We start from the raw sequence: 18,169 nt of genomic DNA, 5'->3' as shown, positions 1-18,169 counted from the left end.
ATGACGGCCACGGAAAAAGACCTGCTTTTCATGAAGCTGAACATGTCGTTACCGGTAAGGGTGCTAGTGGCGATCGGCAAACTCCTTGGACGCTGTCTGCCATTAAAGAACCCCTCAGCGCTCTTTTTTTTCTTTCCCTTCTACCACGTAGGGGGGGCGGAGAAGGTGCATGGCGCCATTGTCCGCTGCTTCTCTGCTCACTCGCCATGGGTTTTTTTCACCAAGAAGTCTGTGAACAACGGCTTCCTCTCTCTTTTTGGAAATAAGGCACAGTTGTTCGACATCTGGCCTTTGCTCAAGTACGGCTACCCGTTAAGCGTGGGAGTGATGGCTGGGGTGGTTAACCGCCACAAAGACGCAGTCGTCTTTGGAAGTAACAGTCTTTTTTACTCGCTGCTGGTGGGACATCTTGCTCCCTCGGTAAGGGTCATCGATTTGGTGCATGCCTTTGGAGGCGGCTCCGAGATATTTACCCTCCCTGTTGCCAACCGGCTCGATGCCCGCGTGGCGATAAACGGCAAGACGGTTTCCGATCTGAAAGAGCAGTACCGTGAAGCCGGTTTGCCGCAGGCTCTTGCCGAACGGGTCGTGCTGATAGAAAACTTCGTGGATGTTCCTGCCAACTACCCGGTGAAGGAACAACAAGCCCAACTGAAACTGCTCTATGTCGGCAGGGGATCGGAGGAGAAGCGGGTGCATCTGGTCGGGCGCATTGCTTCCCGCTGTCGCCAGCTGTCGCTTCCCGTCGAGGTAATCATTGTCGGGGATGCGCTACAGGCGGTCGACGGGGCGGACAGGGGAGCTTGCACTTTCCTAGGGGAGCTTGCCGACCAGGTCGAGTTGCTGAGGATCTATGGCGAGGCGGATTTACTGCTCCTTACCTCGACCCGCGAAGGTTTCCCCATGGTGATCATGGAGGCTATGGCGCAGGGTGTCGTACCCGTTTCCACCGACGTCGGCGGCATACCGACCCACGTCTCTTCCGGCCACAACGGATGGCTGGTATCCGCAGGGCTAAGCGAAGACGGGATCGTCGAGGAGATGGTTGCCATCGTAGCCAGGATGTGCCGTGATCGTGAGCCGTTGAACGCGATGTCGGTCGCAGCCTACGAGTACGCGCGTAAAAACTTCGGCGGCGAGAGGTTCTGCTCCTCATACCGCTCTTTGCTGTTGGCTGCAGGTGGAAACTGACATGACCGATATCGCGCGCGTGAAGATGTCGATCCTGATCCCGGTCTTCAACTGGGACCTGTCCTTGCTGCTGCGAAGCCTCGCGGCTGAGATCGACGAGTTCCAGCTGGGCGATAATGTGGAGGTGATCGTGATGGATGACCATTCCACCGACGCCACTCTCCGCTCCCGCAATGAAATTCTCCTTGCCGGCCTAGCGAAGCCCTGTCTCAAGCAGAGCACCCTGGAGCGGAACGTGGGGCGGGCTGCCATCCGCAACCTTCTCGCTGCCGAGGCTTCCGGGGAGTTCCTGCTGTTTCTCGACTGTGACGTCCTGCCGGACGGGCCGGATTTCGTCCGGAGCTACCTCTCCTATGCCGGTCCCGGCGAATTCGACGTGGTGAGCGGGGGGATCAGCTACCGAGCCAGGGTTCTCGGCGGCCGCGAGTTCGACTACCACGCCTATCTGGGCGGCAGGAAGGAAGTAAAGGCCGCGGCAGTTAGGAACCGGGAACCGTGGCGGCATATCCTCACCTCAAACATCATGGTCAGAAAGAGTGTGTTCCAGGCGACCCCCTTCGACGAGCGGTTCACCGGCTACGGCTACGAGGATATCGAGTGGGGGGCGCGGCTGGCGGAAAAGTTCAAGATCCTCCACATCGACAACACCGCTTCGCACCTGGGGCTGGTCTCCAAGGCGCGGACCCACGAGAAGATGGTCAATTCGGTCTCCAATTACCTCCTTTTGAAATCGCTTCGTCCCGCGGCGTTCCACGCTTCGTCCATCAGCAAGCTGGTAGCCCTGCTGGAGTCTGTGCCTGATCCGCTCCTTGCCGGGATGGACCGGCTCCTGAATAACCTGTTCCTGTCCAGCGGCAGCAACCGCCTCGCTTTTCTCTTTTTCCAGCTCGATTTCGCGCTGCTGCTGGCGCGCGCCCTCAAGAAGCGGCAGCGTGACCTGCCGGCCCCAAAATCGGCGCAAGGGGGGAAACCTTGAAGATCGTCTTCCTGGCTCCATTCGGCATCCGCCCCAAAGGAACCGTCATCGCCCGGATGCTCCCGCTGGCTGTCGAACTGCAGGGGCTGGGGCACGAGGTCGTCATCGTGGCGCCTCCCTACACCAACCCGGAGGATTCGGGAAAAACGGAAATGGTGCGGGGGGTGCGGCTGGCGAACGTCCTCCTCGGGCCGAAGCACAAGGCGCTTGCCGCGCCCGTCCTCGCCTGGCGCATGCTGCGTGCGGCATTGGCCGAGCGCCCGGACCTGATTCATCTCTTCAAGCCCAAGGGGTACGGCGGCATCGCCGGTATGCTCCTCATCTCGCTGCAGCGCCTGGGGGTCAGGATGCCGCCGCTTTTCCTCGACACCGACGACTGGGAAGGCGAGGGGGGGATGAACGACCTGCACGACTACTCGGGCGCAGAGAAACGTTTTTACCGATTCCAGGAACAGTGGATCACGCAGCACGCTGTGGGGGTGACGACCGCGAGCCGGGAGCTGGAGCGGCTGGTTACTGAGATGGGTATCCCGGGGGGGAGAATGCTTTATCTTCCCAACTGCGTCGGTGCGGCGCCCGTCGTCGACGGAGCCGCAGCCCGGGCCAGGCTCGGCATCGCTCCCGCCGCGCCGGTCGTTTTGCTCTACACCCGTTTCTTCGAGTTCACTCAGGAAAAGCTGCACTACCTCTTCGCCGAACTCTTCAAGCAGATGCCGCAGGTGCGCTTCCTGGTGGTGGGGAAAGGGCGTCATGGGGAGGAGGACCTCCTTGCCAAGGCGGCAAGGGAATCTGGATTCGACAAAGCGCTGGCAATGGCCGGATGGGTTGCCCCCGAGTCCATCCCGGACCTGCTGGCGGCCGGAAACGTCGCCATCTACCCTTTCGCGCAGAGCCTGGTGAATCGCACCAAATGCCCGGCAAAGCTTACCGAGATTCTTCTGGCGGGGACTCCGGTCGTCGGCGACCGCGTCGGGCAGTTGGCCGAGTACATCGACGACGGGCGCTCCGGCGTCCTCTGCGACCCGCACAACTGGCGGCAGATGGCGGATGAGACCCTGGCGCTGCTCCGCTCGCCGGAGAGGCAGCGGCAGATGGGGGAGAACGGCCGGCTCTACCTGCAGGAAAACTTCAGCTGGAAGGACGCGGCGCTTCGCCTCGACGCTTTCTACCGCAAAAGCGCCGGCGCATCAAGCAGGTGATGCTTCCCCCTCCGTCCCTGGGTCAGCCTCCGTTCGTTCGTCCGGGAATGCCGGGGAAAGCTGCTCTTGGTCCCACCTCCCCTTGTGGGAGGGGGGGCTATGAAGCACCTTACCGTTGCACAAATCCTGAAATATGTGGATAATGCGGCGCTGGAATGAATATGTTCAAGGAGTTGTCTCCCGATGACCGACCGCAAAAAAGACCTGCTGATACTGTCCGGCCTGCTGGCAGTACTCTTGATCCTTTTCTCTAAAATTCTCTTCACCTCGCAGATCATTCGGGCTCCCGACATCATCAACGAGTTCTACTGGGGGATTAAGGGTTTCGGGAGCAGGGCGTTTCTCTCCTTGTTCAAGGTCGACATCTCCAGCGCGGGATGGAATACCTTGCTGAACTCCGGGCACACCAACGAGGGGGGGATGGCGTCGGAGCAGTTCCTCGTCATTCGCAACCTCATCTTCTGGATCTTCCCGGCGCCAGCCAGCGTGGCGTGGTACATAGTGGCGCAGCTTTTCTTCGGCGCCGCCGGCACCTATTGCCTGTGCCGGCTCATCGGCGCCGGCAGGCCCGCCTCTTTCCTGGCAGGCCTGGTCTTCGCGCTCGCCCCGGAGAACGCCTCGCTGATCAACGCCGGCCACGTGATGAAGATCGCCACTATCTCCTTTGCGCCCTGGGCCTTTTACTTCCTGGAGAAAGGGTTCAAGACCAGGCGCTTGATCTTCTTCCTGACGACGGCCGTGGTGCTTGCCTTCCAGTTCTTCCACACCCACTGGCAGGTCGCTTACTACACCTGCCTCGCCATCGGCGTCTACGGCATCGCCCGTTCCGTCTTCATCCTGAGGGAGGAGAAACCGGCCGGCAAGGAGGTCGCGAGCCTGGTGGGGATGAACCTGGTTCTGCTCGTATTCTTCCTCACCACCGTCGCCATCTCTCTGGTCCCTCTCGCCAACTGGTCCAAGGAGACGAACCGCGGCGTGAACAGCGGCGCCAACGCCGTTGCTGGGGGCGGCAAGACCGAGGCAAAAGGTGGGCTCGCCCGCGAGGAGGCGATGTCCTGGTCGCTGCCGCCGGAAGAGACTGCCGCCTTCATCATTCCGGGGATGTTCGGCTACTCCCGCCAGGAGGCAGGGGAAAACCCCAAGGATATAGATGCCTACTACTGGGGGCGGATGAATTTCACCCAGACGGTGAGCTACATGGGACTTCTCCCCTGGCTGCTGTTGCCGCTGCCGCTCATTTTCCGGCGCGACCGCTACACCTGGCTCGCGCTCTCGGCCGTGGTAGTGGGGATCTTCTTCTCCATGGGCAAATACACCCTTTTCTACAACCTCCTCTTCGACTACTTCCCGGGGATCAACCGCTTCAGGGTCCCGAAGATGATTATGTTCATCCCGGTGCTGGGTCTTGGAGTGCTATCCGCTTTGGGGCTCGATCTGCTGCTGGACCCCGTGGTGCGCGGCACTCGCGCCTTCAAGCGCTACATCCTGGGAATCGTCCTGTTGCCGGTGGTGCTCCTGGCACTCTTAGGGACGGAGATCGCGACCGGGCAGTTCTGGGTCAACACCTTCATCGACATCCTTTCCCAGCCGACCCGCTACCAGCCCCAAAGCGAACAGCTCGTGCTGGAGCGCTGGAACAACCTGGTCGCCGAAACCGCCATTGCAGCAGGACTTGCCGCTCTCTTCGCCGCGGCGTTTGCCCTGTACCACAGGGGCAAGCTCGCCGCGAAACTGGTCCCCCTGGTGCTGATCGCACTGTTTCTGCTGGACGTGGGGCGCGTCAACTCGAAGTTTCTCTTCCTCGTGGACGAGCCGCACAAGGCCACGGCCGTGAAACCGCCGGAGATCGCTTTCCTCGCCAACCAGCCCAAGGATTACCGCACGCTTCCACTCGGCGGGGACCCGATGCCGTACGCTGCCTCCGGGATTCCGGTGATGTTTACCTCGAACGCGGTGCAGCAGCGCCGCTGGCAGGAGTTTCTGGACAGCTTCGACCTGCTTTCCACCATGCCGGACATCCTCAACGTGAGGTACCTGGTGCTGAGCAAGGACCAGTATCGGAAGGACCAGGCCAGCATGGGCAACAAATATCGCCCCGTTTTCACCACGCCTGACGGCGGCACCGTCATCCTTGAAAACCAGAACGTTCTTCCCAAGGCGTGGCTGGCGCCGGTTGCGGTGAAGGCGACCTCGACACAGGAGTCGCTCGCGGCGCTGCAGAGCCCGGCGTTCAACCCGAGGCTGATGGCGGTGGTGGAGTCGGAGCCCCCCATCCCCTTGGCGCCCCCTACCGCCCAGGTCACTACGGCGCCGGGGCAGGTGCGCGTGCTGCGCTACGAAGGGGAGCTGATCGACCTGGATGCATCGGTCGCCATGAACTCCCTCCTGGTAATGGGAGAGAAGTACTACCGGGGGTGGCGCGCCACGGTGGACGGCAAGGTCGCCGAGATCTACCCGGTGGACCACGTGCTGCGCGGCATCTATCTCACGCCGGGGATGCACAAGGTTGAGCTGGTTTTCGACCCCACTCCCTTCAAGGTCGGCAAGTATCTGACCTTGATCTCCTTTGCCGTCTTCGCCGCTTTCCTTGGGCGCGAGGTCGTGCTCAGGCGGAGGCAGCCGATCGGAGCCAAGGGAGCTGAGTCATAAGGCCCGGCATTTCATGCAGACGGTGATAACGAGTGGTGAACGAGAAGGTGATGGCTGGTGAAATAGTGGAGGGTGGAGCCCTTCAGGGACGAGCAGTAGAGGAAACGCTGGACGAGCTCTCCGGTTACGACCTGCGCATCATCCAGCCGCGGCACGGCTACCGGTTCTCGGTGGACCCGCTGCTTCTGGCCGATTTCGCGGGCGTGCGGACTGGGGAGCGATGCGTCGATCTCGGTACCGGCTGCGGGGTCATCGCCTTGCTCTTGGCCCGGCTGGGCGAGAATGCTTCAGTCGCCGCCATCGAGTTCCAACAGGTGATGGCGCAGATCGCGGCGCGGAACGTAATGATGAACGGACTTAGCGACCGGGTCGAGGTGGTCGAGGAGGACGTCGTCTCCGTGAAGTCGCGGTTTCTCGTGGACAGCTTCGATCTCGTCGTCTCTAACCCTCCCTACCGCAGGCCCGGCACCGGCAAGGTGAGTCCCCGCGCTGGGCGCGACGATTCCCGGCACGAGAGTACCGCAGCCCTGTCCGATTTCTTGGCGGCGGCGAAGTATCTGGTGAAGCCGTCCGGGCGGATCTGTCTCATCTATCACACAAGCCGTCTCGCCGAGCTGATGGCGCAGGCCGCACATCAGAAGCTGGCGCCGTTGAGGCTGAGGATGGTGCACGGCAACAGCCGGATGGAAGCCCGGATGTTCATGATCGAATTGGCCAAGGGGAGAAGCGGAGAACTGCGGGTCGAGCCCCCCCTGATGGTGAGGGGCGAGGACGGCGGCTACAGCGAGGAGAAGTTGAGGATTTATCGCAAAGTCGAAAAGGCTTGAAATCATTAGCCACAGAGAAAATCTGAGAGAACCTAAAAGACTTTGGGGGTTACTCCAAAAAGCTTTTCTCAGAAGTGCTCAGATGTTCTCCTTGCCAATGGTTTGGTTTTTATCGGTTTTGGTTTTACTTTTACTCTTTGTGTTCTCGGTCTTTACGGATGAGGCTTTCGAATACGGCACGAAGCTCGGGGTCGGCGACGGATTCTGCCTGTTCTTCGATCCACTGCCTTTCCTCGTCGTTCAACTCCCGGCGCTTGGGAGGGGCGGGCAACTTGGCATCGGAGGGCGGGGTGACCTTGCCACCCTTGAACTGCAGCTCCGTTACGAGCTCTTCCTCAAGGGCGTCGTTCACCTTGCCGATCAGTTCTTTCTTTAGATAGTTGAGTTGCTGCAGCCAGGGGGAACTGTCGACGCTGATGGTGAGGGTGCCGGCCCTGAAGGATGAGGGCTGGGCATGGGAGGCGATCCGCTTTCCGACGGCTTCGTCCCAGACCAGCCAGATGCGGCCTTCTTTCAGCCTCTGCTCGGCAGGGGTCCCCCGCAGCATCTGACCCAAAAGGTCGGATACGGGTGCCGGCCGGCGCATTCTGGGACGCTTGTCAGTCGGCTTTTTCAACCTTGTTTCTCTTTCTGTGCATCCTGCCGCCGATCACCTGTCCGATAACGGCACTGGTAATGCTGAAGGGAATGAATCCCCAGCCAAGCCCTGTCTTTATCCTGAAGTAGACGATGGCGGGAATGGAAATGTGGACGTAGAAATACCAGCCGAAGGAAAACTTCGGGTAGGACTGACGACGGTACCCCAGCGGTATGTTGACTGCAGTAGCCAGGATGATCAAGGCTGCTGCCTTAAGTATTGTATCTGTATCCATGAAGTACCCTCTTGGGTCGATAATAGTATGGGTTTGACCTCCCTTTGTCAATGTGCTTCTATTAGAGCTGGTTCTGATCCAATAAAGGAGTTGTTGTGGTAAAAGACGGCGATTACGTGGCGATTTTCAACTCGATCCACCGGGTTATGGAGGCGGAAAGGCTCTTGAAGGACAAGAGCCTGAAGATCCTCCTGATTCCGGCCCCCCGCGCCCTTGCCGCGGACTGCGGCCTCGCCATCCGCTACGCCGAGGAGATCAGGGGCGAGGTGGAAGCGGCGCTTGCCGAGGCGGGATTGCTCCCCCGGGACCTCTACAGAAAAAACGGAGAAGAGTTCGTGAAGATAGGAGAAGAGAAATGAACAGCTTGGATGTCAGGGGAATGGCCTGCCCGTTGCCGGTCGTGTCGGTGAAAAGGGCGCTTGAGTCGGCGGAGGGGGAACTGCGTGTGCTCCTAGACGACGGGGCGCCCAGGGAGAACGTGAAGCGCTTCGTGCAGGGACGCGGCTACCAGGTACAGGAAGAACAACTGGAAGACGGTTTCGCCCTCACCGTTTCCGGGACCGGCTCCGGCGCCGCCAAGCGGGAAGCTGCTCCCGCCGAGCGCAGCGGCGCTACCGTGATGCTGATCGGAAGCGACCGGCTGGGCGACGGCGCGGAAGAGCTGGGGCGGCTGTTGATGAAGAACTTCATCATTACGCTCCTCGACATGACCGAGCTTCCGGACCGCATCTTCTTCCTCAACAGCGGCGTGCTCCTGGTCGCGCAGGGGTCCGAAGTGATCGAGGCGCTTGTGGAGCTGGGGAACCGCGGGGTGGAGGTGCTCTCCTGCGGCATCTGCCTCGACTTCTACAAGAAGAAGGAACTGCTGGCGGCGGGCGGCGTGACCAACATGTTCACCATCGCCGAAAGCATGCTGCAGGCGCGCTCGGTGGTGCGGCTGTAGGCGTCTACCGAGCGCTGTTAACTTACGCTGCAGTGGATAATTTCGCTTGACAATGGGCGAGTTTATCCACTAAAGTGACTCTCTTGCCGCGGGATACCTGTGCGCTTTTGCCGTTGCGTGGCGCGGCTCTGTGAAAAATAACAAGCGTTTTCGCTAACTTATAGGTTTGAGATGTTCGCCACACTTTCCGACAAACTTGACCTGGTTTTCAAGAAGCTCCGCGGCCAGGGGGTCATGACCGAAGAAAACGTCAAGGACGCCCTGCGTGAAGTGCGTCTGGCGCTTCTTGAGGCGGACGTCAATTTCAAGGTCGTCAAGGAATTCGTCGAGAAGGTCCGCGGCCGCGCTGTCGGTACCGAGGTGCTGCAAAGCCTTGCCCCGGGGCAGCAGGTAATCAAGATCGTCCACGACGAGCTGGTGCTTCTGATGGGCGGCGAGGAGGACAACTCCCTCGACCTCGCGGCCAAGCCGCCGGTAGCGATCATGCTGGTCGGCCTGCAGGGCGCCGGTAAGACCACGTCTTGCGGCAAGCTCGCCAAGTTCCTGAAGGCGCAAAGGAAAAAGCCGCTGCTGGTTCCGGCCGACGTCTACCGTCCGGCCGCTATCGAGCAGTTGAAGGTGCTGGGGCGTCAGCTCGATATCGAGGTGTTCGGCTCCGAAGCGACCCAGAAGCCGCTGGAGATCTGCCGCGCCGCGCACCGCTACGCGACCCTGAACGGCTTTGACGTCGTCATCTTCGATACCGCCGGCCGCCACCAGATAGACGACTACCTGATGAATGAGCTGGAAGGTATTCGCGACGAGTTGGCTCCGCGCGAGATCCTGTTCGTGGCCGACGCCATGACGGGGCAGGAAGCGGTCAACGTTGCCAGCGGCTTCAACGACCGCCTCGGCATCACCGGGGTGATCCTGACCAAGCTCGACGGCGACGCCAAGGGGGGCGCAGCGCTCTCCATCAAGGCCGTTACCGGCAAGCCGGTCAAGTTCGTAGGCCTGGGCGAGAAGCTCGACGCGCTCGACGTGTTCCACGCCGACCGCCTGGTTTCCCGCATTCTCGGCATGGGTGACGTGCTTACCCTGATCGAGAAGGCGCAGGCGACCATGGACGAGAAGGAAGCGGTCCGCCTGCAGGACAAGATGAAGAAATCCGGCCAGTTCGACCTGGAGGATTTCAGAAACCAGCTGCAGCAGATCAAGAAGATGGGTTCGCTCGAATCCATCATGAACATGATCCCCGGCATGGGGAAGGCGATGAAGCAGATGCAGGGGGCTCAGCCTTCGGAGAAGGAGCTGAAGCGGATCGAGGCGATCATCGACTCCATGACCGCGAAGGAGCGCGCCAACCACACCATCATCAACGGCAGCCGCCGTTTGAGGATAGCCAAAGGGAGCGGCACCAGCGTTCAGGAAGTGAACCAGTTGCTCAAACGATTCTCTGAGGCGCAGAAGGTAGTGAAGCAGTTGCAGAAGATGGGCCCCAAAGGGCTCTTAAAGGGAATGAAGGGGATGGGAAAAGGGATGCTCCCCTTTTAACTATCTTCTTTGACGATAGCAGCCGATATAGATACAGTTAGCAGATTCGAAACACCACTTACACAAAATGGCGGATCTAAAGGATCCGAGAACACCAGGAGGAAGAAATGGCTATAAAGATCAGACTTGCACGTGCGGGCGCTAAGAAGAAACCCTTTTACCAGGTAGTGGTTGCTGACTGCCGTTGCCGCAGGGACGGGCGTTTCATTGAAAACGTCGGTACCTACGACCCGAACAAGAACCCGGCGGTGTACAACCTGGAAGAAGGGAAGACTCTTGAGTGGCTCGGTAAAGGCGCACAGCCTACCGACACGGTCAAGCAGATCCTCAAGAAGGTCGGGATTTGGGAGAAGTTCGTCTCTCCGGCCGCTTAATTCCTGTTAGTTCCGGCCAGCCGGATATCCCACACTACAGAGGATAGCGACATGAAAGAGCTTGTTGAGACCATCGCCAAGGCACTTGTTGATGACCCGAGCCAGGTACGAGCCACCGAGGAGTTGGAAGAAGAAACCAACGTAATCAAGCTAACCGTCGCAAAAGAGGACATGGGCCGTATCATCGGCAAGGAAGGACGCACTGCAAAGGCGATCCGCACCCTGTTGAATGCTGTTTCCACAAAGGACAACAAGAAAGCGATCCTGAAGATTGTAGAGTGACAGATGTCCGGTAGTAAAAAATTATTGATTGGTAAGATCCAGGGGACGCACGGGATCAAGGGACAGTTGCGGGTCATTCCCTTTGCGGGGGATGCTTCCAGTATCTCGCAACTGAACGAGGTCTTCGTAAAGTCTCCGACAGCTGCCTTGGAGCCGTTCGCGGTGGTTTCAGCCAAGGCGCACGGCAAAAGGGTGATTCTGACCCTCAAGCCGTTTGACAACATAAACCAGGTGCTGCACCTGGTCGGCCGAGAGATCTACGCCGACCGGGTGTCGCTTCCGGAACTCCCCGACGACGAGTTCTACTGGTCCGACCTCCTGGGACTCCAGGTGGCAACCTCGGACGGGGAAGAGCTGGGAGAGCTGGTCGACATCATCGAGACCGGCAGCAACGACGTTTATGTGGTAAAGAAGGGCGCGCTCGAGGTGCTTATCCCCGCGCTCGAGGATGTCGTGTTATCGATCAACCTGGCTGAAGGGCGCATGACGGTCTCTCTTCCCGAGGGGCTGCTCGATCTATGAAATTCGACATTCTGACCCTGTTTCCGGCCATGTTCGAAGGGCCGCTGACGGAAAGCATCCTGAAGCGGGCTAGCGACAAGGGGCTCATAGAGGTCGCGCTGCACAACATCCGCGACTGGGCCTTCGACAAGCACGCCACGGCCGACGATGCCCCCTACGGCGGCGGCGCCGGGATGGTGATGAAGGTCGAGCCGATAGCCGGTGCCATCGAGGCGGTTAAGGCGAAGAACCCCAACTCGAAGGTGATACTGACCACCCCCTGCGGGCGTCCTTTCAACCACCAGTTTGCCGAGGAGCTCTCCCGCGAGGAAGGGGTTGTCATCATCTGCGGCCGCTACGAGGGGGTCGACGAGAGGGTGCGCACCCTGTTCGTGGACGACGAGATCTCGTTAGGGGATTTCGTGCTGACCGGCGGGGAGATCGCCGCCATGGTCATCGTCGATGCCGTTTCCCGGCTGGTGCCGGGCGTATTGGGTTCCGACGAGTCGGCGCAGTACGATTCATTTGCAGATGGGCTTCTGGAGTACCCGCAGTACACGAGGCCCCCCGAATTCAGGGGCGAGAAGGTTCCCGACATCCTCCTTTCCGGCAACCATGCCGAGATCGCCAAGTGGCGGCGCAAGGAGCAGATGAGAAGAACGCTCGCCTCCCGTCCCGAGCTCCTCGATGGGATCGAGTGGAGCAAGTCGGACAAGAAACTATTTGTCGAGGTCGAAAAGGCCAATCAGGAGAAGGTGGCCAGATGACCTCAGCGGCCAATTTCAGCATCGCGCTCGTTCATTACCCGGTGTACGACAAGCACAAGGACGTGGTCGCCACTTCGGTGACCAACCTTGACATCCACGACATGTCGCGGCTGACCCGGACCTTCGGTCTGGACCGCTACTACATCGTGACCCCGGTTGAAGAGCAGCGAAAGCTCGTTGAAAAGATAAGGGAGCACTGGCTTTCCGGTTGGGGCTCCACCTATAACCCGAAGCGCAAGATGGCGCTCGAAACGCTGCAGATGGAAGCATCGGTCGACACCGCCATCGCCGACATTGAAAAGCGCACCGGCCGCAGGCCGAAGGTCGTCGTGACCGGCGCCACCGGCCGCGACAACAGCGTCAGCTTTGCAGATCTCAAGACGCTCATCGACCAAGACCCGCAACAGCCCTTTTTGCTGCTGCTTGGGACCGGGTGGGGGCTGATCGAGCAGGTCTTCAACAAGAGCGATCTGGTGCTGGAGCCGATCAGAGGGGCTGGAGAATACAACCATCTCTCGGTGCGCTCCGCGGCGTCGATCATGCTGGACCGGCTGTTCGGGCGGTAAATGAGTTTGTAGCAGGCCGGACCAAAGGTCTCGGCTCTACGAGAAGGGTAGGGAATAAGCGTAGCTAGGCGGAAACGGCGTAACAGCCATAGATTCTAAACTTGCAAGACTAGAGGTTAAAGATAAGGGAGGAAGTACCAAATGAACCAGATTGATGCTATTGAAATGGCGCAGATGAAGAAGAACATTCCCAAATTCATTCCTGGCGACACCATCAAGGTGCAGGTGAAAATCGTTGAGGGTGACAAAAGCCGTATCCAGGCTTTCCAGGGCGTATGCCTCGGCCGTCAGAACGGCGGGATCCGCGAGTCCTTCACCGTTCGCAAGATCTCCAACGGCGTCGGCGTGGAGAGGGTGTTCCCGCTGCACTCCCCGTCCATCGAGGCGATCGAAGTAGTGACCCGCGGCCAGGTCCGTCGCGCGAAGCTTTACTACCTGCGCAAGCTGCGCGGCAAAGCTTCCAGGATCAAAGAGCGCAAATACGTCGCCGGCCAATAACAAGGCTCGCAGCATAAAGGGCCCCGGTCACGTCATGCGACCGGGGCTTTTTTATTTAAACCCTGAGAACCTGAGAACCCGAAAACCATTAACAAGGAGCAAATCTGAGAACATCTGAGAACATCTAAGACCGCAGACCATTTTAGCGGTTCAGACTCTCTCAGGTTTTTGTTTTTGCTCAGATTTCCTAAGACGTTCTCCTTGTTAAAGGTTTTGCTTCTCCAGCTTTTACTGGAATGCCATGACCGGTCTTTTTCCCGACAACCCGGAAGCGCCGATTGACCTGCTCGCACTCGAAGGGCAGGCGCTTCGTCGCGGCTACTTTCGGATAGCGGGGATCGATGAGGCCGGGCGTGGCCCACTGGCGGGGCCGGTCGTGGCCGCCGCAGTGATGCTGCCTGCCGGTCTGCTGCTCCCCGGGGTTAACGACTCCAAACAGCTTACTGAAGAAAAGAGGGAAGAGCTTTTCGACGTGATCCATCGCGAGGCGCTTGCGGTTGGCGTCGGCATCGGCGACCACGCCCTGGTCGACAGCATCAACATCCTGCAGGCGACCCTCAGCGCCATGCGCGACGCGGTCCGCGCCCTGAGCATAACCCCCGGTTTCCTCCTCATCGACGGCATCTCCAACATCCCCATGAACATCCCGCAGCGTACCGTGAAAAAGGGAGACTCCCTGAGCCTCTCGATAGCGGCCGCCTCAATAATCGCCAAGGTCACCCGGGACCGGATGATGGTTGAGTACGACGCCCAGTACCCGGGCTACGGCTTCGCCAGCCACAAGGGTTACGGCGCCGCGTCGCACCTGGCCGCCATCGCCGAACTGGGACCATGTCCCATCCATCGCAAAACCTTCAGCGGTGTCAAAGAGCATCTTCCTTCCCAGCCCGACAGTGACACTGCAGGACCTTCCACTGGCTTATTCTCTTTCTGATCAGGAAGTGGTAAAAAGAATCCTTCGCTCAGTCATGTGCACTCTGAACTAGCTGCTACACTGTTGTGGTCTTTGCCGTAGATCGACATTTCCTCAGAGGGTGGCCATGCCGGATAAGAGCAGCAACAGCTCTCTCGGCGGGATAGGTGAGTCTATTGCGGTCACCTTCCTGAAGGGGCAGGGCTTCAAGATAGTGGAGTGCAACTTCCGCAGCGTCTGCGGTGAGATCGACATCATAGCCAGAGACGGGCGCGCTCTTGTCTTTGTCGAGGTGAAGTGCCGCAAGAACTATAACTACGGCGTGCCTCAACTAGCGGTGACGCCGTTCAAACAGCGCCAGATCTCCAAGGCAGCGTTGGTTTGGCTTTCCAAGAAGAAACTCTTCGACGCGGAGGCGCGCTTCGACGTGGTGGCCATCGTGCTGCGCGAGCACGAGTTGCCGGTAATAGAGCACATCAGAAACGCGTTCGAGTTGGCGTACTAGACGGTCAGACTGGCGTTTGACGAGAATGTAATCGACAGGAGGAAGCGAGATGCAGGCAGTAAACGTAATCTACCGGTTGGCAATTTCACTTTGGCTCGGGGGCGCGGCCCTCTTCACTTTCGTGCTCACCCCGATCTTGTTCCGCTCCGAGAGCCGGGACGTGGCGGCGCGCATCGTCGGCCTCTTCTTTCCCGGGTATTTCCGCTGGGGGCTCGCCTGCGGCGTCGTTGCCCTCATCTGCAGGGTCATCATCTCCGGGAAATCCAATTTCGCAACTGCCGCCATCATCGTGGCGATGCTGCTCCTCTGCTCGTTCCAGGCTTTCTACATCGAGCCGAAAGCCGCCGAACTGAAGCGTAGAATCGTCTCATTCGAGACCACCTCCAAGGACGACCCGCTGCGGCGCGAGTTCGCCAAACTCCATGGCGTCTCAGCCGTCTGCAACCTCTCGGTCATAGCCGGAGGAGTGGTGCTGGTGATCCTGCTTTAGCGGAGAAGGGCAGCGAAAGGGGATGCCGTTTCCAATGAAAACGCCTCTCCGGGGATTCTCTCAGATTTTAACCATGGCTAAGTGGTTTTAGCCATTGACGTTTGCAAAGACTCTCCCGCTGTGTTAGTAATGAGAAAAAAATTGCGGAGAAGCTCATGGATTTCACCGTTGCCCTGGCCCAGATCAAGCCGAAGCTAGGCTGCCTGGACGACAACCTGGCCCTGGTTGAGGCCGCCATTGAAAAGGGAATCGCCGCGGGGGCCGACCTGATCGTGTTCCCGGAACTTGCGCTTACCGGGTACTTCCTGAAGGACCTAGTCCCCGAGGTGGCGCTGCGTCTCGACGCCCCCCAGATAGAAAAACTGAAGACCCTGTCCAAGCGGATCTCCATCGCCATCGGCCTTGTCGAGGTCTCCTCCGATTTCCGGTTTTTCAACTCGGCCCTTTATCTGGAAGAAGGGGAAATCCGCCACGTGCACAGGAAGGTATATCTGCCGACCTACGGCCTGTTCGACGAGCAGCGCTACATGGCGCGCGGCGAGCGCTTCCGCGCCTTCGACACCCGCTTCGGCCGGGTGGGGATGCTCATCTGCGAGGACATGTGGCACCTCTCGGCCCCCTACGTCCTGGCCATGGACGGCGCCATGACGCTCCTCTGCCTCTCTTCGAGCCCCGGACGCGGCGTGAGCGGCACCGAAGGTCTGGGGTCGGCCGCTGCGTGGCAGAAGCTAACCGCCACCACGGCCATGTTCCTCAACTGCCGCGTGTTCTACTGCAACCGCGTGGGGTACGAAGACGGCATCAACTTCTGGGGTGGCTCCGAGGCCATCTCCCCTTCGGGTGAGGTTACCGCCCGGGGGGCGATCCTGGAGGAGGACCTGGTGCTCGCCAAGGTCGACGGCGGCGCGCTCAGGCGCGAGCGGATCTTTTCCCCGATGATGCGCGACGAGAACCTCGCCATCACCGTGAAGGAACTCAAAAGAATCGACAGGGAGAAAGAGTACTGATGGGTGCCCTTACCGTTAATACGGCGCTGTTGCGCCAGATCCTGGTCGGGTTCGTGCGCGACGAGGTTTGCAAAGTCGGACTGCGCAAGGGGGTTTTAGGGCTTTCGGGCGGGATCGATTCCGCGCTGGTCGCCTATATCGCCGCCGAGGCGCTGGGCCCGGAGAACGTCTACGCCTACTGCATGCCGTACCGCACCTCTAACCCCGAGAGCGAGGCCCACGCCCGCCTGGTCGCTGAGAGCCTCGGCATCAACTTCAAGGTGATCGAGATCACCGGGATGGTGGACGCCTACTTCGACCTCTACCCCGATGCCAGCAACATGAGGCGCGGCAACAAGATGGCGCGCGAGCGGATGACCATCCTCTACGACCACAGCGCCGAGGTGGCGGGACTGGTGCTCGGGACCAGCAACAAGACCGAGCTTTTGCTGGGGTACGGGACGCTGCACGGCGACATGGCGAGCGCGCTCAACCCCATCGGTGACATCTACAAGAGCCAGGTCTGGGAGCTTTCCGAGGCGATGGGAGTGCCGCACGAGGTGATCGAGAAGAAGCCTTCGGCGGACCTGTGGGCCGGGCAGACCGACGAGCAGGAATTGGGCTTCACCTACCGCGACGCCGACGAACTTCTTTACCGGATGGTGGATCAGCGCATGAGCCGCGAGGAGCTGATTGCGGCCGGCTTTGAGGCGCAGTTCATCGACAACGTTCACAGAAAGGTGCAAGGCTCCCACTTCAAGCGGCGTCTTCCCATCATCGCCAAGGTTTCCAACCGCACCATCGACCGCGACTTCCGCTACGCCAGGGATTGGGGGAAATAAGGAGCCGTTCAACGTTCAACGTTCAACGTTAGAACCCTCAGGTTTTCCAAACGTTGAACGTTGAACGTTGAACCGCCTTTTGCCGTTATGTCCGGAACTCTTTACATCGTAGCCACGCCGATCGGCAACCTCGAGGACATCACCTTGCGCGCCCTGCGCATCCTGAAGGAGGTGGACCTGGTCGCGGCCGAAGACACCCGCCACTCCAGGAAGCTCCTCACTCATTTCGGTATTTCCAAGCCGCTTACCTCCTACTTCGACCACAACAAGGACCTGAAGGGGGACCAGATCCTGGACCGGCTCCGCGAGGGGCAGAGCGTTGCTCTCATCACCGACGCCGGGACCCCTTGCATCTCGGATCCCGGCTACCAACTGGTGCGCGATGCAGTCGCGGGAGGGATCTCCGTTGTTCCCATTCCCGGAGCCTGCGCGGCCGTCACCGCCCTCTCCGCCTCGGGGCTTCCCACCGACCATTTCAGCTTTGCGGGGTTTCTTCCCAACAGACAGGGGAAAAGGCGCGAGCGGCTGCAGTCGCTTGCCGCGGACAAGGCGGTGCTGATCTTCTACGAGTCGCCCAAGCGCCTGCTGGCGACTCTGCAGGACATGCTGGAAACCATGGGTGATCGCGAGGTTGTGGTGGCGCGCGAGCTCACCAAGATGTACGAGGAGTTCCTGCGTGGCAGGCTTTCGGCGCTGGTAAAAGAGGTGCAGGGGAGGGAGATTCGGGGGGAGGTGGCGATCCTGGTCACCCCCGCAGAGGAGCCGGAGGCAACCGACGCCCCGGGGATGGAAGAGCTGCTGCAAAAGTATCTGTCTTCCGGAGAGATGACTCTTAAGGACGCCGTGAAGAGGGTGACCCTGGAGACGGGCCTGCACAAGAGCGAGGTCTATGCGGAGGCCCTGAGGGTCAGGGGGTAGCTCAGCAGAGCTTGCTGCCGTTGGGGACGGGGCGCTCGGGGATAGCGAGAACGATGTCGCCGTTTTCATCGGCAAAGCCGGTGATGAGCACCTCGGAAAAGAAGCGCCCGATCTGCTTTCTCGGGAAGTTGCAGACCCCGATCACCTGCTTCCCCACCAGTTCTTCCCGTTCGTAGTGCCTTGTTATCTGCGCGCTCGACCTCCGCACGCCGGCTTCCCCGAAATCTACCAGCAGCTTGTAGGCGGGCTTTCTCGCCTCGGGAAATTCCTCCACTTCCAGCACGGTCCCTACCCGCAGTTCCACCTTTTCGAAATCGTCCCAGCTTATTTCCGCCAC

At 59.8% G+C, this 18,169-nt stretch carries 23 protein-coding genes; 20 read left to right on the top strand and 3 right to left on the bottom strand.

The window, feature by feature from the left end:
* The 5 genes from GBEM_RS17185 (at position 1) to GBEM_RS17165 (ending at position 6,842) form a co-directional block, all read left to right on the top strand.
* Positions 1-1,191 (top strand): glycosyltransferase family 4 protein, encoded by a 1,191-nt coding sequence (locus GBEM_RS17185; protein WP_012531867.1) that lies wholly within the window; start codon positions 1-3, stop codon positions 1,189-1,191.
* Position 1,192: 1 nt separating this feature from the next.
* Positions 1,193-2,167: a glycosyltransferase family 2 protein gene (locus tag GBEM_RS17180; protein WP_012531866.1), complete on the top strand. Its 975-nt coding sequence runs from the start codon at positions 1,193-1,195 to the stop codon at positions 2,165-2,167.
* A complete protein-coding gene (locus GBEM_RS17175; protein WP_012531865.1) occupies positions 2,164-3,366 on the top strand; it encodes a glycosyltransferase family 4 protein in 1,203 nt (400 codons plus the stop codon). Before GBEM_RS17180 ends, GBEM_RS17175 begins: the two co-directional genes overlap by 4 nt.
* A 183-nt stretch (positions 3,367-3,549) precedes the next feature.
* Positions 3,550-6,015, top strand: coding sequence for a membrane protein (locus GBEM_RS17170; protein ID WP_012531864.1), 2,466 nt, complete (start codon positions 3,550-3,552; stop codon positions 6,013-6,015).
* A gap of 50 nt (positions 6,016-6,065) precedes the next feature.
* On the top strand, positions 6,066-6,842 hold the full coding sequence (locus GBEM_RS17165; RefSeq protein WP_012531863.1) for a tRNA1(Val) (adenine(37)-N6)-methyltransferase: 777 nt from the start codon (positions 6,066-6,068) through the stop codon (positions 6,840-6,842).
* A 130-nt stretch (positions 6,843-6,972) separates the two neighbouring features.
* Here the strand turns inward: GBEM_RS17165 and GBEM_RS17160 are convergent, their stop codons facing one another.
* Both GBEM_RS17160 and GBEM_RS17155 read right to left on the bottom strand, forming a co-directional pair.
* Positions 6,973-7,458: a DUF721 domain-containing protein gene (locus GBEM_RS17160; protein ID WP_012531862.1), complete on the bottom strand. Its 486-nt coding sequence runs from the start codon at positions 7,456-7,458 to the stop codon at positions 6,973-6,975.
* A complete protein-coding gene (locus GBEM_RS17155) occupies positions 7,442-7,714 on the bottom strand; it encodes a hypothetical protein (protein ID WP_012531861.1) in 273 nt (90 codons plus the stop codon). The genes GBEM_RS17160 and GBEM_RS17155 overlap by 17 nt, the downstream gene beginning before the upstream one ends.
* 95 nt (positions 7,715-7,809) lie before the next feature.
* Between GBEM_RS17155 and GBEM_RS17150 the strand changes: the two genes are divergently transcribed.
* The 15 genes from GBEM_RS17150 to rsmI all read left to right on the top strand — a co-directional run bounded on the left by GBEM_RS17150 (position 7,810) and on the right by rsmI (position 17,832).
* Positions 7,810-8,073 carry a DUF3343 domain-containing protein gene (locus GBEM_RS17150; RefSeq protein WP_012531860.1) on the top strand — a complete coding sequence of 88 codons (264 nt, stop codon included), beginning with the start codon at positions 7,810-7,812 and terminating at the stop codon, positions 8,071-8,073.
* Positions 8,070-8,657: a sulfurtransferase-like selenium metabolism protein YedF gene (gene yedF / locus GBEM_RS17145; protein WP_012531859.1), complete on the top strand. Its 588-nt coding sequence runs from the start codon at positions 8,070-8,072 to the stop codon at positions 8,655-8,657. Before GBEM_RS17150 ends, yedF begins: the two co-directional genes overlap by 4 nt.
* 171 nt (positions 8,658-8,828) lie before the next feature.
* Positions 8,829-10,190, top strand: a complete 1,362-nt coding sequence (ffh, locus tag GBEM_RS17140) for a signal recognition particle protein (RefSeq protein ID WP_012531858.1) — start codon at positions 8,829-8,831, stop codon at positions 10,188-10,190.
* A gap of 107 nt (positions 10,191-10,297) precedes the next feature.
* Positions 10,298-10,564: a 30S ribosomal protein S16 gene (gene rpsP / locus GBEM_RS17135; protein WP_012531857.1), complete on the top strand. Its 267-nt coding sequence runs from the start codon at positions 10,298-10,300 to the stop codon at positions 10,562-10,564.
* Positions 10,565-10,615: 51 nt separating this feature from the next.
* Positions 10,616-10,846, top strand: a complete 231-nt coding sequence (locus tag GBEM_RS17130) for a KH domain-containing protein (RefSeq protein WP_012531856.1) — start codon at positions 10,616-10,618, stop codon at positions 10,844-10,846.
* 3 nt (positions 10,847-10,849) lie between these two features.
* Entirely contained in the window at positions 10,850-11,368 is a 519-nt protein-coding gene (gene rimM, locus GBEM_RS17125; RefSeq protein ID WP_012531855.1) for a ribosome maturation factor RimM, read from the top strand.
* Positions 11,365-12,114, top strand: coding sequence for a tRNA (guanosine(37)-N1)-methyltransferase TrmD (gene trmD, locus GBEM_RS17120; RefSeq protein ID WP_012531854.1), 750 nt, complete (start codon positions 11,365-11,367; stop codon positions 12,112-12,114). Before rimM ends, trmD begins: the two co-directional genes overlap by 4 nt.
* Positions 12,111-12,680, top strand: a complete 570-nt coding sequence (locus GBEM_RS17115) for an RNA methyltransferase (protein WP_012531853.1) — start codon at positions 12,111-12,113, stop codon at positions 12,678-12,680. The genes trmD and GBEM_RS17115 overlap by 4 nt, the downstream gene beginning before the upstream one ends.
* 141 nt (positions 12,681-12,821) lie before the next feature.
* On the top strand, positions 12,822-13,178 hold the full coding sequence (gene rplS, locus GBEM_RS17110; protein ID WP_012531852.1) for a 50S ribosomal protein L19: 357 nt from the start codon (positions 12,822-12,824) through the stop codon (positions 13,176-13,178).
* A 241-nt stretch (positions 13,179-13,419) separates the two neighbouring features.
* A complete protein-coding gene (locus GBEM_RS17105; protein WP_012531851.1) occupies positions 13,420-14,112 on the top strand; it encodes a ribonuclease HII in 693 nt (230 codons plus the stop codon).
* Between the two features lie 106 nt (positions 14,113-14,218).
* On the top strand, positions 14,219-14,596 hold the full coding sequence (locus GBEM_RS17100) for a YraN family protein (protein WP_012531850.1): 378 nt from the start codon (positions 14,219-14,221) through the stop codon (positions 14,594-14,596).
* A 49-nt stretch (positions 14,597-14,645) separates the two neighbouring features.
* Complete coding sequence (locus GBEM_RS17095) at positions 14,646-15,086, top strand: DUF4149 domain-containing protein (RefSeq protein ID WP_012531849.1); 441 nt, start codon at positions 14,646-14,648, stop codon at positions 15,084-15,086.
* 155 nt (positions 15,087-15,241) lie between these two features.
* On the top strand, positions 15,242-16,093 hold the full coding sequence (locus GBEM_RS17090) for a nitrilase-related carbon-nitrogen hydrolase (protein ID WP_012531848.1): 852 nt from the start codon (positions 15,242-15,244) through the stop codon (positions 16,091-16,093).
* The gene (locus GBEM_RS17085; RefSeq protein WP_012531847.1) at positions 16,093-16,914 is read left to right on the top strand and encodes an NAD+ synthase; all 822 of its coding nucleotides are present in this window, start codon (positions 16,093-16,095) and stop codon (positions 16,912-16,914) included. The genes GBEM_RS17090 and GBEM_RS17085 overlap by 1 nt, the downstream gene beginning before the upstream one ends.
* Before the next feature lie 87 nt (positions 16,915-17,001).
* A complete protein-coding gene (rsmI, locus tag GBEM_RS17080; protein WP_012531846.1) occupies positions 17,002-17,832 on the top strand; it encodes a 16S rRNA (cytidine(1402)-2'-O)-methyltransferase in 831 nt (276 codons plus the stop codon).
* Position 17,833: 1 nt separating this feature from the next.
* On the opposite strand, the gene GBEM_RS17075 is transcribed toward rsmI, so the two are convergent.
* A complete protein-coding gene (locus GBEM_RS17075; protein WP_012531845.1) occupies positions 17,834-18,169 on the bottom strand; it encodes a tRNA-binding protein in 336 nt (111 codons plus the stop codon).

The organism is Citrifermentans bemidjiense Bem (genome assembly GCF_000020725.1).
In the GTDB taxonomy this organism is placed as follows: Bacteria; Desulfobacterota; Desulfuromonadia; order Geobacterales; family Geobacteraceae; genus Geomonas; species Geomonas bemidjiensis.
Note: the sequence above shows the minus strand (reverse complement) of the source record. Positions and strands in the feature narration are given on the sequence as shown.